At 62.9% G+C, this 14716-nt stretch carries 17 protein-coding genes; 7 read left to right on the top strand and 10 right to left on the bottom strand.

Features of this window, described 5'->3' with window-relative positions; genetic code table 11:
• Nucleotides 1-172: 172 nt before the first annotated feature.
• Together ftsH and ald are read left to right on the top strand one after the other, a co-directional pair.
• A complete protein-coding gene (gene ftsH, locus HB375_RS11655) occupies nt 173-2005 on the top strand; it encodes an ATP-dependent zinc metalloprotease FtsH (protein WP_167673139.1) in 1833 nt (610 codons plus the stop codon).
• 70 nt (nt 2006-2075) lie between these two features.
• Nucleotides 2076-3191, top strand: coding sequence for an alanine dehydrogenase (ald, locus tag HB375_RS11650; protein ID WP_167673138.1), 1116 nt, complete (start codon nt 2076-2078; stop codon nt 3189-3191).
• Nucleotides 3192-3196: 5 nt separating this feature from the next.
• Here ald and HB375_RS11645 read toward each other — a convergent pair whose 3' ends face one another.
• Complete coding sequence (locus HB375_RS11645; protein WP_167673137.1) at nt 3197-3373, bottom strand: hypothetical protein; 177 nt, start codon at nt 3371-3373, stop codon at nt 3197-3199.
• Between the two features lie 140 nt (nt 3374-3513).
• On the opposite strand from HB375_RS11645, the gene HB375_RS11640 reads away from it, so the two are divergent.
• Nucleotides 3514-3840: a DUF1476 domain-containing protein gene (locus HB375_RS11640; RefSeq protein ID WP_167673136.1), complete on the top strand. Its 327-nt coding sequence runs from the start codon at nt 3514-3516 to the stop codon at nt 3838-3840.
• A 15-nt stretch (nt 3841-3855) separates the two neighbouring features.
• Here HB375_RS11640 and atpC read toward each other — a convergent pair whose 3' ends face one another.
• The 3 genes from atpC to HB375_RS11625 all read right to left on the bottom strand — a co-directional run bounded on the left by atpC (nt 3856) and on the right by HB375_RS11625 (nt 5965).
• Complete coding sequence (atpC, locus tag HB375_RS11635; protein ID WP_167673135.1) at nt 3856-4257, bottom strand: ATP synthase F1 subunit epsilon; 402 nt, start codon at nt 4255-4257, stop codon at nt 3856-3858.
• A 90-nt stretch (nt 4258-4347) separates the two neighbouring features.
• A complete protein-coding gene (locus tag HB375_RS11630) occupies nt 4348-4584 on the bottom strand; it encodes a hypothetical protein (protein WP_167673134.1) in 237 nt (78 codons plus the stop codon).
• 172 nt (nt 4585-4756) lie between these two features.
• Nucleotides 4757-5965: an acetate/propionate family kinase gene (locus tag HB375_RS11625; protein WP_167673133.1), complete on the bottom strand. Its 1209-nt coding sequence runs from the start codon at nt 5963-5965 to the stop codon at nt 4757-4759.
• A gap of 326 nt (nt 5966-6291) precedes the next feature.
• On the opposite strand from HB375_RS11625, the gene HB375_RS11620 reads away from it, so the two are divergent.
• The 3 genes from HB375_RS11620 to HB375_RS11610 all read left to right on the top strand — a co-directional run bounded on the left by HB375_RS11620 (nt 6292) and on the right by HB375_RS11610 (nt 8090).
• Complete coding sequence (locus tag HB375_RS11620) at nt 6292-7005, top strand: hypothetical protein (protein ID WP_167672552.1); 714 nt, start codon at nt 6292-6294, stop codon at nt 7003-7005.
• A gap of 160 nt (nt 7006-7165) precedes the next feature.
• On the top strand, nt 7166-7576 hold the full coding sequence (locus HB375_RS11615) for a four-helix bundle copper-binding protein (RefSeq protein WP_167673132.1): 411 nt from the start codon (nt 7166-7168) through the stop codon (nt 7574-7576).
• 358 nt (nt 7577-7934) lie between these two features.
• Entirely contained in the window at nt 7935-8090 is a 156-nt protein-coding gene (locus tag HB375_RS11610; RefSeq protein ID WP_167673131.1) for a DUF1127 domain-containing protein, read from the top strand.
• Nucleotides 8091-8161: 71 nt separating this feature from the next.
• Here the strand turns inward: HB375_RS11610 and HB375_RS11605 are convergent, their stop codons facing one another.
• Nucleotides 8162-8920 (bottom strand): glucose 1-dehydrogenase, encoded by a 759-nt coding sequence (locus HB375_RS11605; RefSeq protein ID WP_167673130.1) that lies wholly within the window; start codon nt 8918-8920, stop codon nt 8162-8164.
• 89 nt (nt 8921-9009) lie between these two features.
• Between HB375_RS11605 and trmFO the strand changes: the two genes are divergently transcribed.
• The gene (trmFO, locus tag HB375_RS11600; RefSeq protein ID WP_167673129.1) at nt 9010-10428 is read left to right on the top strand and encodes a methylenetetrahydrofolate--tRNA-(uracil(54)-C(5))-methyltransferase (FADH(2)-oxidizing) TrmFO; all 1419 of its coding nucleotides are present in this window, start codon (nt 9010-9012) and stop codon (nt 10426-10428) included.
• Nucleotides 10429-10432: 4 nt separating this feature from the next.
• On the opposite strand, the gene HB375_RS11595 is transcribed toward trmFO, so the two are convergent.
• From HB375_RS11595 to yajC, 5 genes are all read right to left on the bottom strand, one after another.
• Complete coding sequence (locus HB375_RS11595; RefSeq protein ID WP_167673128.1) at nt 10433-11281, bottom strand: phytoene/squalene synthase family protein; 849 nt, start codon at nt 11279-11281, stop codon at nt 10433-10435.
• A gap of 2 nt (nt 11282-11283) precedes the next feature.
• Entirely contained in the window at nt 11284-11670 is a 387-nt protein-coding gene (locus HB375_RS11590) for an Mth938-like domain-containing protein (protein ID WP_167673127.1), read from the bottom strand.
• Nucleotides 11671-11674: 4 nt separating this feature from the next.
• Complete coding sequence (gene secF / locus HB375_RS11585) at nt 11675-12613, bottom strand: protein translocase subunit SecF (RefSeq protein ID WP_167673126.1); 939 nt, start codon at nt 12611-12613, stop codon at nt 11675-11677.
• Between the two features lie 12 nt (nt 12614-12625).
• On the bottom strand, nt 12626-14233 hold the full coding sequence (gene secD, locus HB375_RS11580; protein ID WP_167673125.1) for a protein translocase subunit SecD: 1608 nt from the start codon (nt 14231-14233) through the stop codon (nt 12626-12628).
• A gap of 194 nt (nt 14234-14427) precedes the next feature.
• A complete protein-coding gene (gene yajC, locus HB375_RS11575; RefSeq protein WP_205800145.1) occupies nt 14428-14706 on the bottom strand; it encodes a preprotein translocase subunit YajC in 279 nt (92 codons plus the stop codon).
• Nucleotides 14707-14716 lie beyond the last annotated feature (10 nt).

The raw sequence follows: 14716 nt of genomic DNA, 5'->3' as shown, positions 1-14716 counted from the left end.
GAGATGGCGCTGCATCGCTCCCCTCAGGCCGTCTCCAAGCCTTGAGTGAGCCGAGGGTCGGCTTGAACGGCAGCGCTCCGACGCAACCGCGAAGCGGCACGAGCCGTTATGGTGAAGCAGTAACGTTTGGTGTCACACCGTCGCCTCCGCGGCGTTACGGGGAGAATGCGGGATGGATGCAGACTCTCGACAGCAATGGACCCTCTGGTCCATCTTCGCGGCGTTCATGGCGGTCATTGTGCTCCAGCAGTTCTGGACCACGTACAGGCAGGTGGAAACGATCCCCTACAGCCAGTTCGAGCAGCTGGTTTCCGAGGGCAAGGTCGCCGACGTGACCATCGGCCAGGACTCTATCACCGGCACTTTGAAAGAGGCGCTGCCGGATGGCCGCCGCCAGTTCACCGCCGCGCGGGTCGATCCCGCACTGGCTGACAAGCTCTCGGTGAAGGGCGTGAAGGTGACAGGCGCGCCAAGCGGCGGATTGCTGGCGGCAGTGCTGTCATGGGTATTGCCCCTTTTGGGCTTCTACCTGCTCTGGACATTTCTGTTCAGCCGCATGGCCGACAAGCAGGGTTTTGGCGGCCTGTTATCCATCGGGAAGTCGAAAGCCAAGGTCTATGTAGAGACGGATACCAAGGTGACTTTCGCAGACGTCGCAGGGGCGACCGAGGCCAAGTTCGAATTGCAGGAAGTCGTGAACTTTCTCAAGGACCCGAAGTCCTATGGCCGCCTCGGTGCCCGCGCCCCAAAGGGTATCCTGCTCGTCGGCCCTCCCGGCACCGGCAAAACCTTGATGGCGCGCGCCGTCGCGGGCGAAGCGGGCGTGGCCTTCTTTTCGATTTCGGGCTCCGAATTCGTGGAAATGTTCGTAGGCGTCGGCGCGGCACGCGTGCGGGATCTGTTCGAGCAGGCGCGAAAATCGGCCCCCTGCATCATCTTCATCGATGAATTGGATGCGCTCGGCCGCAGCCGCACAGCAGGCAATCTCGTCGGCGGATTTGACGAGAAGGAGCAGACCTTGAACCAGCTCCTCGCGGAGCTGGACGGCTTCGACCCCAGCAGCGGCGTTATCCTGCTCGCCGCGACCAACCGGCCCGAGGTGCTTGACCCGGCGTTGCTCCGACCGGGGCGCTTCGACCGCCAGGTTCTCATGGATCGTCCCGACCGGACGGGGCGCGTCGAAATCCTTCAGGTGCATGCGCGCAAGATCCGCCTCGCCCCCACCGTTTCGCTGGACGATGTCGCGGGGCTCACCACGGGGTTTACCGGCGCGGACCTCGCCAACCTCGTCAACGAGGCCGCCATCGTCGCGACAAGGCGCAAGGCGGAGGAAGTCACGCTCGATGACTTTACCGTCGCCATCGAGCGCATCGTGGCCGGTTTGGAAAAGAAGAGCCGCGTTCTCAACGATGCCGAGCGACGGCGCGTCGCCTATCACGAGATGGGCCACGCCCTCGTCGCCGCGAGCCTGCCGGGTGTCGATCCGGTGCTCAAGGTGTCGATCATCCCGCGCGGCGTGGGTGCTCTCGGCTACACCATTCAGCGCCCGACGGAGGACCGGTTTCTTCTGGCCCAAAGCGACCTGCGCAACCGGATCGCGGTTCTCATGGGCGGTCGCGCGGCGGAGTCACTGATCTTCGTGGGCGACGTCTCCACCGGCGCCGCTGACGACCTGCAGCGTGCAACCGAAATTGCGATGGAGATGGTGACGCGGCACGGCATGGTGAAAACCACTGGCCAGCGCACCTATGCCCCGCCACCGCAATCCTTCCTCGGCACAAATATGATTGATAAGCCGAACGCGTCCGAGGAAACTTTGCGAGAGATCGACATCGAGTGCCGCAACATCGTCGCACAAGCCTTTGACAGGGCTTGCGATATTCTCCGCTCGCGCATGGGCGACCTGGAGGAAGGAACAGCGCGCCTTCTACGGCAGGAGACGCTGACGGCGGACGAGTTTCCCGCGCTCCGCCAAACCGGGAAGGCGGCGACAAAGGCAGCTTGAGATCACCTCGCCGAGCGGCGCACTGGCTCTATATCGCCAAGCTAGTGACTGCCTGGCGAGGAGTTGGCAAATGCGCATCGGCGTACCGAAGGAAATCAAGAACCACGAATACCGCGTCGGGCTGGTCCCCTCGTCGGTCACGGAACTGGTCGCACAGGGGCACGACGTCTTGATCGAGAAGGACGCTGGGCTCGGCGCCGGACTGCCGGATGAGGCCTATCACGCAGCCGGCGCCACAATCGTGGACGGCCCCGACGCGATCTTCGACCGGGCGGAGCTGATCGTGAAGGTGAAGGAGCCGCTTCCGGAGGAGCGCCGCAAGCTCAAGCCTGGCCAGATCCTGTTCACCTATCTCCACCTTGCCCCGGACCCGGAGCAAACCCGTGATCTTCTGCTAAGCGGCGCGACCTGCATCGCCTATGAAACCGTGACATCGCCCTCAGGAGCCCTTCCGCTGCTGACGCCCATGTCCGAGGTGGCCGGCCGCCTCGCCCCGCAGGTCGGAGCGCATTATCTCGAAAAGGCCGAAGGTGGACGCGGAATCCTGCTCGGTGGCGTTCCGGGCGTGCCTGCAGCCGAAGTGGTCGTCCTCGGCGGCGGCGTGTCGGGAACCCACGCGGCAACAATCGCGCATGGCATGGGTGCGACCGTCACCGTCGTCGATCGTTCGGCAGAGGCGCTTCGCCGTATCGCCGTTCAATTCGGCTCGCAGGTGCGGACGCTCTTTTCCACCCGTGACGCGCTCAGACAGGTTGTGGCGCGGGCCGATCTCCTGATCGGCGCCGTTTTGGTGCCGGGTGCTGCCGCACCGAAGCTCGTGACGCGCGAGATGGTCTCGACCATGAAGCCAGGCTCGGTGCTTGTCGATATCGCCATCGACCAGGGGGGCTGCTCGGAGACTTCGCGCCCGACCACGCATTCCGAGCCGACCTACGTGGTCGACGATGTGGTGCATTACTGCGTGACCAATATGCCCGGCGCCGTCGCGCGGACATCGACGTTTGCGCTCAACAACGTCACCCTGCCTTTCGTACTCGCCATTGCCAACAAGGGCTGGCGCGATGCGTTGCGGCAGGACGAATACCTGCGCAAAGGGCTCAACATCTATTCCGGAAAGATCACCTGCCGCCCGGTAGCCGAGGCGCAGGGGCTACACTACACGCCGCCGGATGTCGTGCTGGCCTGAGCGGATCACGGGCGCTTGCGGCGCGCGGATTTGTGGTTCGGCGGGCTTCCCGCGTGCTCGGAATGGCCGACCGCCACGGGGTCGCTGGCGGGGAAGGTTTCCTCCAAAGCCTCATCGAGCCGCGTGTCGGCGCCGGACTTCTTCTCAGCCTGACGGGCGCTTTGGTCTTTCGGCGTCTTCATTCCACGCGTCATCGCGACATCACCTCATCAGATGCGAGCCGACACGGCTACCATATGACCGAGGCCGTTCATTGCGGTTCCTCAATTTCCAGTCGGCGGTTCTGCATGAAGCTCGTCGGGCTCGTCATCAGGAGTAGGTCATGACGATTTTTAATGATCGCGAACGCGGCTTCGAGCAGATGTTCGTTCAGGAGGAAGAGACGCGGTTCAAGGCCGTCGCGAAGCGCGACAAGCTGATTGGACTGTGGGCCGCCGAGCAGATGGGCCTGATTGGAGAAGCGGCTTCGCGCTATGCCGAAAGGCTAATGGAGAGCGTTGTCGCCTCACCAACGGACGAGGCCATCGTCAGCAGAATTCACGCCGATTTCGAGATCGGCGGCGTCGCCGTTTCCGACGACCAGATCCGCGACAAGATGCAGGAACTTCTCGGACTTGCTTTCACTCAGGTCCGCAGCGCGGCGTCTTAGGCCGTCGCCGCTCGTTCAGAACTTGAGGGCGGCCTGAACCTGCCGCAGGCGACTGATCGAAAGGTCCGCCTCACGGCGCGCTGAATCAGTCTGAGCCGCATCCCGCAAGGTTTCGAAATGGAGGATCTCCTCCTCAAGCCGCTCGCGGCTCAGTTCCTCCGGGGGCAGCGCGCGGTTGGCGAGAACCGTCACGCTGGCGCCCGTGATTTCGGCCAAGCCGCCCCCGACGAAAGCACGTTGGCCGTGACCCTGCGCATCCGTCACGACCACAAGGCCCGCTTGCAACTGAGCCACGAGGGGGGCGTGTCCCGGCAGGATGGTCATATCGCCATCGACGCCCGGCAACATTACGGCCTCCGCTTCTCCTAAAAGAATGACGCGCTCGGGGGACAGAAGCTCCAGCTTCAGAACCGCCATCGTCAGAAACCCCTTCCGAGCCGCCGCAACGGCGCCGACCTGCCTTTATTCCTGACCGAAGCGACCGATGGCGGCAAGTCGACGTTCAGCCTATGAAGAGCGTCCTTTGGCGAGGCTGGCTGGGCCGATCGCGCCCATCAGGCTTAAAGCCGCGCTGAGCTCGCTGGCGCGCTCGAAAAGCTCCAATTCAAGAGCCACGTACATGTGATACTCGACCAATTCACGCGCCGCTTCGTGGCTCCACGCGGAATTGGGGAGGTAGCTATAGAGAACGGCCTCCGCTCGCCCGAGGGGCGTGAAACTCGACGACATCGGATGTTGGCGCATGGTTCTCCTCCGAACAGAAAGCTACGTGAGATACTTGTCACGCGCGTGACCGTGCGGAGGCTCGACGGATGGTCTGCGATGGGGCGGCATCTCTCTCTCCCAGATGTTAAGCAGACAACGCCCAAGCTTTTATTTGGTCCCACGTTTGGCGCAAAAACCTCGTACCCAGCCGCTAGGATGCAAGGCGCTGGCGCTCCGCATCGAGCACGCAGCTCATCTGCCGGGCGATAACCAGTTCCTCATCGGTCGGAATGACCCAGGCGGACGGTCCGCGGCCGCGCGTGATGCGCCGCGCCCCTCCCCAGTTGGATCTTTCGTGGATGTTGAAACCGACCCACGAGAGCGCGGAAAGGACCTCGGCGCGGGTGGCGGCATCATTCTCGCCGATTCCACCCGTGAATACGAATGCGTCGAGACCGCCGAGCGCCGCGATGAGCGAGCCGGTCTCGCGCACGATGCGGTAGATGAAGAGATCGATCGCCTGCCGGGCATCCGCGTCGGTCGGTGCAAGCGCGCGCAAGGTGCGCATGTCGCCGGAGATGCCCGAGACGCCGAGAAGGCCCGATGCCGAGTAGAGGATGCGCTCGACTTCATGAGGATCTAGCTTCATCTCCCGAAGCATGTAGAAGATCACGCCAGGGTCCAACGCACCGCAGCGCGTTGCCATCGGCAGGCCATCAAGGGCAGAAAAACCCATGGTGGTGGCGACGCTGACGCCGCCTTTGAGCGCACAAAGACTCGCGCCGTTTCCCAGATGCGCGACGATCACCCGCGCCGACGCAAGGCTACGGTCGTGGCGGCCGAGAACCGACGCGATGTATTCGTAAGACAAGCCGTGGAAGCCGTAGCGCCTGATGCCTTGCTGCGTCATCCCCTTCGGAAGCGCGAAGAGCTGCGAGAGCTGCGGCAAATCATGGTGGAAAGCCGTGTCGAAGCACGCCACCTGCGGCACGTGCGGCAGCCTTCTGCGGATGGCTCTGATAGGTTCAAGGTTGTGCGGCTGGTGCAACGGCGCGAGGGGGATCAGCTCTTCCATCCTCTTGAGGACATGGTCGTCGACAAGAACCGGCCCGGTGAAGGCATGGCCGCCGTGAACCACCCTGTGTCCGACCGCAACGAGCTTGTAACGCGCCTGATGCTCACTCACCCATGACGCGACATGAGCAAGCGCGGCCTCATGATCGAATCCCTCGTCCGCTCCCCAGGCTAGTTTCGCGCAGACCATTCCGCACCGATCCTTGACGATCAGCTGCGCGCTCTCCTTTAGTCCCTCGAACACACCGCGAAAGACGGCGCGCGGTTCTGCCAGATTCGAAACCTCGAAAATCTGGAATTTCAAGCTGGATAGTCCGGCATTGATAGCCGCAAAAACCGGCATCATCGCGTGTTCCCCCTGCAAGATCGGGACGCTGCGGACGTGGCAATTCAAAAGCGGTATGGAGATGCGCGGAATGCCTCGTTTGCTCCACGACGGTAGGAAGATCGCGGGCTAGAGCATTGCGAAATATCAATGGTGCCGTGGCAGCAATGGGCAGAATGGCATTGCTTCGGTCCTCAGTGCCGCATTGCTGATTTGTCGCATGAGCCATGTGCCTCGCGCACCATGGAAGGTCGGCTAATCTGACTTTAGTCAATCACCGCGGAAGCCATCGCCCTTAGCTTGGATATCATTCTTCCGTCTTGTGCGAGTCATTGAGGAGTCGAGTGATGTTCAAGTCTACTCTTCTCGCGGGCACCGCCGTTATCGCTTTCGCTCTCTGCGGTGCCAATGAAGCCCAAGCTCAACGTGGTTTCCACGGCTTCCATGGGGGATTTGGCGGCTTCCATGGAGGATTCGGAGGCTTCCGCGGCGCCGCCTTCCGTGGCGGTGGTTTCGGCGGCTGGCGTGGTGGTGGCTGGGGTTGGCGTGGTGCTGCCTGGCGCGGTGGCGGCTGGGGATGGGGTCGCGGCTGGGAATGGAATCGCGGCTGGTGGGACGGAGGCGCCTTAGCCGCCGGCCTGGTCGGCGGCGCGATCATCGGAAGCGCTGCGGCAGCATATCCGTATTACGACTACTCGTCGTATTATCCGTATTACGGCGGATACGGCTACGGCTCTCCCTACGCGTATTATCCGTCCTCCTACTATAACTATCCGGTCGCGAGTTATTACGGCGGCTACTACCGCCGTCCCCTCGTCGCCGGCTATTACCGCCGTTACGCCTATTACAGGCCCGGCTACTACCGCCGGTTCGCGTACTACCGGCCTCTCGGCTATTACCGCCGCTTCGCCTACTACAGGCCTCTTGGCTATCGGGTCGCCTATCGGCCCATTTATCGGACGCGCGTGGTCTATCATCGCGCCTTCAGGCCGGTTTATCACACGGCCACCATCCGCCACGTCGCCCCCGTTCGCCACACGGTTCGCCGCGTCCGCTACTAGGACGCGAACAGCAGAAACTGAGAGAGACGCCGCATTCAAGCGGCGTCTTTTCGCGTAAGCCTCGCCTCAGCGCCTCGTCTCATTCAGGGAACGAGCGGCCCTCCTCCCTGTTGCTTCCTTAAGGCCGGCCCCCGGTCCCCGTTGCAAGAAGGAGTCGCCAATGCACACTCAGGAAATCATTCGCACACACCCTGCGATGAAGGGAAAGGCCGACGAGGCTTTGATCCGCTGCATCGAGGAATGCTACGACTGCGCGCAGGTCTGCACCTCCTGCGCCGACGCCTGCCTCGGCGAGTCGATGGTCCAGCAGCTCACCCTCTGCATCAGGCTGAATCTCGACTGCGCCGACATCTGCGCCATGATGGGGACCGTCGCGACACGCAGGACGGGTTCCAACGATGAGGTTCTGAAGCGGCTGCTGGAAACTTGCATCGCGGCCTGCCGCCTGAGCGGTGACGAATGCGAGCGTCATGCTGCCCAGCATGAGCATTGCGCGATTTGCGCCGATTCCTGTCGCCGCTGCGAACAGGCCTGCCAGCAGGCCCTGCACAGCATGGGCTCGTGGCACTGATTCATAAAAGCGTCATCCGACGTACAGACTACATTCACATTCGCCGGCCTCGACGAAGGGGCCGACGTTGGGCGTGTGCAATCCTGCCCCGAGGCTTCCGCCAGCGGCACGCTGAAAATAATGTTTTCAAAACAATGCCTTGAAGGAATTTCCGCTGGCCCGGCGGGAACAGGGTTAACGCCCATGCGGCAGATGCAGGCCCGATTAACCCGGCCTTAAGTCGCTATGCTACTAAAGCATAACAGACCTACATTATTACCACTCCCGTTTCGCGCCGCACGCGTCTATATGCTGCATCGCACACGCAAGAACAAAGGCTGTCGGTCACTTCGGACCGGCTAACTAATAGGAGACCCCAATGTTCGTGTCCTACATCCTCTCTAAGGTCCGCTCTTACCTGCGTTATCGCGATACCGTCCGCGAGCTCTCGCAGCTTTCTGACCGTGAGCTCGACGATCTCGGTATCTCGCGCTTCCAGATCGAGAACATCGCTCGCGAACACGCTCTCGCGTAAAAAACTCGCTGCACTGCAGCATAGGCCCTCGCCCGCCCCTCGGCGGGCGTTCGCTTTTTTGGGGCCGAGTTTTACCGGCCGCCTGAGACCGGGATATTGGCGCCGGTGATGTAGGATGCGGCGTCCGACATCAGAAACAGCACTGCCTCGGCAATCTCCTCCGGCTCGCCGATCCGATTGAGCGGAATTTTCGACCGGAAGCGCTCCATCCGCCCGGCATCGCCCGTGCTGCGCTCATGAATGTCGGTTCGCGTGATCCCCGGCGACACGGCGTTGACCCGGATCCCGTCTGCCGCCAGTTCCTGCGACAGCCCGATCGTCAGCGAATCGATGGCGCCTTTCGAGGCGGCGTACCAGACATACTCGCCGGCGCTGCCGAGCCGCGCGGCAACGGACGAGATGCTGACGATGGAGCCGCCAGTGCCGCCCTGGCGAGTCGAAAGCCGCCTGGCGGCCTCCCGCGCGACCCAGAGGGCTCCAAGCACGTTGATGTCGATGCAGGCGCGGATCGTCTCTGCGGCCGTCGCCTCCAGCCGTCCCGACCGGCCGGTGATCCCTGCGTTGTTGACGACATGGGAGATGCGGCCAAGCGCGGCCTCAGCCTCATCGAACATGCGCGTGACGTCATTCTCATTCGTCACATCTCCTGGCAACGCGACCGCCGCCGCGCCGGAGGCCCGGCATGTTTCCAAGACGTGCTCCGCGGAGGCCCGGTCGGATTTGAAATTGATGGCGACGTCGTAGCCGCGTGCGGCAGCGAGCTGCGCCACCGCCGCTCCTATTCCGCGGCCACCACCTGTAATAAGAACGACCGGTCGCTTCGGAGACATTGATTGAGAGCCTGTGTCTTTAAATGGAAAGGCTCAGCTTGACCCGCGCCGTCTTGAGGGTCAACAAGACCCCGTTCGAGAGGGATAAGATGAGCAGCTTGCAACCCATCCACGTCATCGGCGGCGGTCTCGCCGGTTCGGAAGCCGCTTGGCAAATCGCGCAGGCGGGCGTGCCCGTCATCCTGCACGAGATGCGCCCGGTGCGCGGCACCGACGCCCACAAGACCGACGGGCTTGCCGAACTCGTCTGCTCCAATTCCTTCCGCTCCGACGATGCGGAGGCGAATGCGGTCGGCCTGCTGCACCAGGAGATGCGCAGCCTCGGCTCGCTCATCATGGCCAAGGGCGATGCGAACCAAGTTCCCGCGGGCGGCGCGCTTGCGGTCGACCGTGACGGTTTCTCGAATGCTGTGACGGCGACGCTCGAGGCTCATCCCCTCGTCACCATCGAACGCGGCGAAGTCGCAGGCCTCCCGCCGGAGGATTGGTCGTCCGTCATCGTGGCGACAGGTCCCCTCACCTCGCCGGCTTTGGCCCAAGCGGTTCTCGGCCTGACGGGCGAAAAGGAACTCGCCTTCTTCGACGCCATCGCGCCCATCGTCTATCGCGAGTCCATCAACATGGACGTGGCCTGGTTCCAGTCACGCTATGACAAGGTCGGCCCGGGCGGTACTGGCAAGGACTACATCAACTGCCCGATGACCAAGGAGCAATACGACGCCTTCATCGATGCGCTGATTACGGGCGACAAGACCGATTTCAAGGAATGGGAAGCAAACACGCCCTATTTCGACGGTTGCCTTCCCATAGAGGTCATGGCCGAGCGCGGCCGCGAGACCTTGCGCCACGGGCCCATGAAGCCAGTCGGCCTGACCGATCCAAACAACCCGGACAAGAAGCCCTACGCCATCGTGCAATTGCGCCAGGACAACGCGCTCGGCACCCTGTTCAACATGGTCGGCTTCCAGACCAAGCTGAAATATGGCGTGCAGGGCAATGTGTTCCGGATGATCCCCGGCCTGGAGAACGCGGAATTCGCGCGCCTCGGTGGGCTGCATCGCAACACCTATCTCAATTCGCCAAAGCTTTTGGACAATACGCTCAGGCTGAGGGCCATGCCGCGCCTGCGCTTTGCGGGTCAGATCACCGGCTGCGAAGGCTATGTGGAAAGCGCCGCCGTCGGCCTCATGACGGGCCGTTTCGCAGCCGCCGAACGGCTCGGCCGCCCCATCGACCCGCTGCCGTCCACGACGGCTTTGGGCGCGCTCATCAACCACATCACGGGTGGCCACATCGAAACCATCGATGAAGGCCCACGCTCGTTCCAGCCCATGAATGTCAATTTCGGCCTGTTCCCGCTGCTCGAGTTCTCCCCCAAGGACGAGAACGGCAAGCGTCTGCGCGGCCCGGCGAAGGCCGTCGCCAAGAAGCGCGCGCTGACGGACCGCGCGCGGGCGGATTTGGCGGCGTGGATGGCGAAAAGCGCGTTGCCGGCTGCGGCCGAATGATGGCTTAAAAAGGCCCGTGCCAGAGAGCCCAGATCTTCCGCCAGCGGGGCAGTTCGATCTCGGTGTGGAACGGATCGTAGCCGCGTCTCTCCATGGCTTTGAGGTAAGGGCCGACAAGTGCCAGCCCCTGAAACGCGGGAGAGACTTGTGGCGAGATCGTCGAGCGCAACTCGCGCGCCTGCTGGACATGCCGGCGCGCCACTGCGCGCATATCCGCCAGCGCCTGGTCAAGGCCGGGACCGCCGCGTCCCGCTACGATGTCATCACGCACGACGCCGTGGCGAGCCAAAATCTCCGCCGGAATGTAAATCTGCCCCTGCCGCGCATGCCACGGGAAGGCGCGTAGCAATCCGGTGATTGCATAAGCGACGCCCGCATGCCCGGCAGCGTCTGCCGAACCGGGATCGGCGCCATCGGCCAGGATCATGCTGGCGAGCTGGATGAGAACAGACGAGGTTTCGCCGCAATAGCCTTCGAGGTCGTTCAGGCTCGGCATCGGATCATCATAGAGATCGAAGATGCGTGCATCGATCAGGTTGACGAGTGCCTGTCGCGGCAGGCGGAATTTGACGATGGTATCATCGAGCGCCGCAGCGACCGGGTTGGCGCGCACGTCGCCGCGCATCTCACCCTGAAGCGCATCGCGCCACCATTGCAGGCGGATCTCGCCGACCAACGCCTCGCGCACAGCTTCCCGCACCCGCGCGATCTCGATGCTGAAGGCGTAAAGCGCATGGAGGTGACCGCGCTTCTCAGCCGGCGCGAACAGGCTCGCCCAATAGCGATCCGGGTCCAGGTCCCGCACAAGGCCTTCGCAATGGGAATAAGCAAAATCGAAATCGTGATCCGCCATGGTCAGGGCACGGCGATGAGCGCTGCGCCGACCTTACGGTTTTCCGCGAGCAGGATGTTGTAAGTGCGCGCGGCCGCGCCGGTCTGCATCACATCGAGGCCGACCCGCGCCTCGCGGAATCGCGCCCGCAACGGCTCGGGTAACGCGGCCACCTCGCGCCCCGTCCCCAGCAACAACAGCTCGATAGCATCGCCCTCGGCGAAGATCGGCGCAAGCGTGCCCTCGTTCACATCCGCCATCGAGACCACGGGCCACGCGCGGATGCCCGAGGGCAGCACGAGGATCGACCCGCGATGGGACATGTCCGCGAAGCGAAAGCCGCCATTGCCGTAGGCGTCTATTGCGTAGCGCCCCGGCAGGAAGCCGTCATAGAGGCGACCTTCGCCCATTATCTTACTCCGCCGGAGCGACCTTTCCTTCCGGCGCCTTTGCAGTCTCGGAGCTGCGCAGGCCGATATAGATCAACATCGGCGACGAGATGAAGATGGCCGAGTACGTGCAGATGGCGACGCCCGACAGCATGACCTGCGCGAAGCTCTCAATGGCCCGCCCGCCGAAGATTACCAGCGCGAGCAGCGACAACGCCGTGGTCGCCGCGGTCATCACGGTGCGCGACATCGTCGTGTTGATCGACAGGTTCAACAGTTCCTTTGTCGGCATGGTCTTGTAGCGACGCATCAGTTCGCGCGTACGGTCGAACACCACCACCGTCTCGTTCAGCGAGTAACCGACGATGGTCAGGATCGCCGCAATCGAGGTCATGTTGAACTCGTGCTGCGTGATGACGAAGAAGCCGATGGTCAGCACGATGTCGTGCAGCGTGCCGAAGATCGCGCCGAGCGCCAGCTCCCGCTCGAAGCGGAACCAGAGATAGAACAGCACCGCGATCACCGCGAGGATGATGCCGATGGTGCCGGACTGAACCAGCTCGCCCGACACGCGCGGACCGACGGTCTCCACGCGACGGAACTCATATTCGTCGCTGAACGTATCGCGGGCCTTCTGCACCACGGCGCTCTGCGCGGACTCGCCACCCTGCTGGATGGGGAAACGCAGCGATACGCCTCCGGCGGTGCCAAACTCCTGCACCTCGACTTCGCCGAAGCCGAAGGAGTCGGCGGCCTTGCGGATTTTCGCCACGTCGGCATGACCCGATTTCGCCTGCAACTCCATGAGCGTGCCGCCCTTGAAGTCGATGCCGAAATTGAGGCCGATGGTCATGAGCAGCACGACGGTCAGCAGCGACAGGAAAGCCGACAGCGGGAACGAGAAGCGCCGCAGGCTCATGAAGTCGAAATGGGAGTTTTCCGGCCAGATCCGAAGAAGACGCATGACGGAAACTCCTTAGAACGGAAGGGCTTTGGGCCGGGCCCAATGATACCAGAGCGCGATCATCATGCGCGTCAGGGTGACGGCGGTGATGACCGTGGTCAGAATGCCGAGAATGAACACGACGGCGAAGCCGCGGACCGGACCCGATCCGAGGAAGAACAGGATCACGGCCGCAATCGCCATGGTGCTGTTGGAATCGATGATGGTCGCGAAAGCACGCTCGAAGCCCGCCTGAATGCCTGAGACGATCGATCGTCCGGCATGGACCTCCTCGCGGATGCGCTCATAGATCAGCACGTTGGAGTCGACCGCCGTGCCGATGGTGAGCACGATGCCCGCAATGCCCGGCAGGGTCAGCGTCGCCTCGAGCAGAGACATCAAGCCGAAGATCAGGCCCACATGGACCAGAAGCGCGATGTTCGCGAACAAGCCGAAGAGCCCGTAGGTCATGAACATGAAGGCCACGACCAGAACGGTGGCGACATAGGTCGCCATCTTGCCGGCCTGAATCGAGTCCTGTCCGAGGCCGGGGCCGACGGTACGCTCTTCCACGACGGTCAGCTTCGCGGGCAGCGCACCGGCGCGCAGGAGCACGGCGAGATCGTTCACCTGTTGTACGGTGAAGCGGCCCGAAATCATGCCCTGACCGCCGGTGATCGGGCTCTTAATGGTCGGTGCGGACACCACCTCGTTGTCGAGGACGATGGCGAGCGACCGTTCGAGATTTTCGGTCGTCGCTTGGCCGAAGCGCTGCGCGCCGCGGATGTTGAAGCGGAAATTGACGATGGGCTCGTTGGAGCGGCTGTCGAAGGAGGGTTGCGCGTCGATGAGATCGCCGCCTTCGGCGATCACGCGGCGCTCCACCGGCACCTTCTGTCCACCGGCTTCCTTCATGGCCAGCATGTCGACATCCGTTGCGCCGGGCTGCGCCAGCAGACGGAATTCGAGCTTGGCGGTCTTGCCCAAAAGCTCCTTGAGACGCTGCGGGTCCTGTAGCCCCGGCACCTGTACCAGAATGCGGTCCGCGCCCTGGCGCTGGATGCTGGGCTCCGTCGTTCCCTGTATATCGATGCGGCGGCGAACGACTTCGATGGCCTGCTCGGTCGCGCGGCGCACCTTCTCGTTCACGCCGGCGTCGGTGTAGGCCATCGTGATCAGGCCTTCCGGCGTGGTGGTGATCTCGATATCGCGGCTGCCGCTCTGGCCCAGAACGGCATTGCCGATAGGCTGAGTGAGTTCGCGCAGCTTGGGCATCAGCTTTTCGCGCTCGGCGGCGTCCGGCACGCGGATCTGCACGCCGCGCGGCAGGAGCTGAATGCCGCCCTGCGGCGAAACGCGGGCTTCGCGCAGAACCCGGCGAACGTCGTCGCGCAACTGCGTCGTCTGCGTGCGCAGAAGGTCCGGCACGTCCACTTCGAGCAGCACGTGCGAGCCGCCCTGAAGGTCGAGGCCGAGGACGATGGCGCGCGACGGGACGAGCCAGGACGGCACCCAGCTCGGCAGCGAGTTCTGGAATGCCAGACGCTGTTCGCGGCTCATCATGCTCGGAACTGCCAGAAGCAGACCGATGACGATAACCGCCATGGTGGCGATGATCTTCGACCTCGAGTAACGCAGCATCGTCAACTCAACCTTTCTAGAGTTTGATCATGTCTCTTTGAAACATGACCAAGCTCTCGATTCCTTTGCCGCATGATCCGAGCGAACAACCGGTGTCCACTTGTTCTGATCATGCTCTAGAGCGGGAACGGGCCGATCATCGTCGTCGCGCCCGCCCTATCGTCTTTCTTCAAGCACGAAGTCGGATCGTGCCCTTAAGCCTTGACCGGCTCGCTCTTGGTGCGCATTTCGGAGATCATGGCGCGGGCCACCTTGACCTTGACGCCCTCGGCGATCTCGACCTCGACATCGGCCGAGTCCTCGAGAACCTTCGTGACCTTGCCGATGATGCCGCCGGAGGTCACGACCGTGTCACCGCGACGGACGTTCTTGATCATCTCCTGGTGAGCCTTCACCCGGCGCTGCTGCGGACGGATGATGAGGAACCACATGATGACGAAGATGAGGATGAACGGAACGAATTGAAGGATCATATCCGTTCCG

The organism is Microvirga terricola, assembly GCF_011777495.1.
In the GTDB taxonomy this organism is placed as follows: Bacteria; Pseudomonadota; Alphaproteobacteria; order Rhizobiales; family Beijerinckiaceae; genus Microvirga; species Microvirga terricola.
Note: the sequence above shows the minus strand (reverse complement) of the source record. Positions and strands in the feature narration are given on the sequence as shown.

Excerpts from the sequence above, each read along its gene's own strand:
- ftsH (WP_167673139.1), top strand. The coding sequence starts at position 173 with ATGGATGCAGACTCTCGACAGCAATGGACCCTCTGGTCCATCTTCGCG.
- ald (WP_167673138.1), top strand. The coding sequence starts at position 2,076 with ATGCGCATCGGCGTACCGAAGGAAATCAAGAACCACGAATACCGCGTC.
- HB375_RS11645 (WP_167673137.1), bottom strand. The coding sequence starts at position 3,373 with ATGAAGACGCCGAAAGACCAAAGCGCCCGTCAGGCTGAGAAGAAGTCC.
- HB375_RS11640 (WP_167673136.1), top strand. The coding sequence starts at position 3,514 with ATGACGATTTTTAATGATCGCGAACGCGGCTTCGAGCAGATGTTCGTT.
- atpC (WP_167673135.1), bottom strand. The coding sequence starts at position 4,257 with ATGGCGGTTCTGAAGCTGGAGCTTCTGTCCCCCGAGCGCGTCATTCTT.
- HB375_RS11630 (WP_167673134.1), bottom strand. The coding sequence starts at position 4,584 with ATGCGCCAACATCCGATGTCGTCGAGTTTCACGCCCCTCGGGCGAGCG.
- HB375_RS11625 (WP_167673133.1), bottom strand. The coding sequence starts at position 5,965 with ATGATGCCGGTTTTTGCGGCTATCAATGCCGGACTATCCAGCTTGAAA.
- HB375_RS11620 (WP_167672552.1), top strand. The coding sequence starts at position 6,292 with ATGTTCAAGTCTACTCTTCTCGCGGGCACCGCCGTTATCGCTTTCGCT.
- HB375_RS11615 (WP_167673132.1), top strand. The coding sequence starts at position 7,166 with ATGCACACTCAGGAAATCATTCGCACACACCCTGCGATGAAGGGAAAG.
- HB375_RS11610 (WP_167673131.1), top strand. The coding sequence starts at position 7,935 with ATGTTCGTGTCCTACATCCTCTCTAAGGTCCGCTCTTACCTGCGTTAT.
- HB375_RS11605 (WP_167673130.1), bottom strand. The coding sequence starts at position 8,920 with ATGTCTCCGAAGCGACCGGTCGTTCTTATTACAGGTGGTGGCCGCGGA.
- trmFO (WP_167673129.1), top strand. The coding sequence starts at position 9,010 with ATGAGCAGCTTGCAACCCATCCACGTCATCGGCGGCGGTCTCGCCGGT.
- HB375_RS11595 (WP_167673128.1), bottom strand. The coding sequence starts at position 11,281 with ATGGCGGATCACGATTTCGATTTTGCTTATTCCCATTGCGAAGGCCTT.
- HB375_RS11590 (WP_167673127.1), bottom strand. The coding sequence starts at position 11,670 with ATGGGCGAAGGTCGCCTCTATGACGGCTTCCTGCCGGGGCGCTACGCA.
- secF (WP_167673126.1), bottom strand. The coding sequence starts at position 12,613 with ATGCGTCTTCTTCGGATCTGGCCGGAAAACTCCCATTTCGACTTCATG.
- secD (WP_167673125.1), bottom strand. The coding sequence starts at position 14,233 with ATGCTGCGTTACTCGAGGTCGAAGATCATCGCCACCATGGCGGTTATC.
- yajC (WP_205800145.1), bottom strand. The coding sequence starts at position 14,706 with ATGATCCTTCAATTCGTTCCGTTCATCCTCATCTTCGTCATCATGTGG.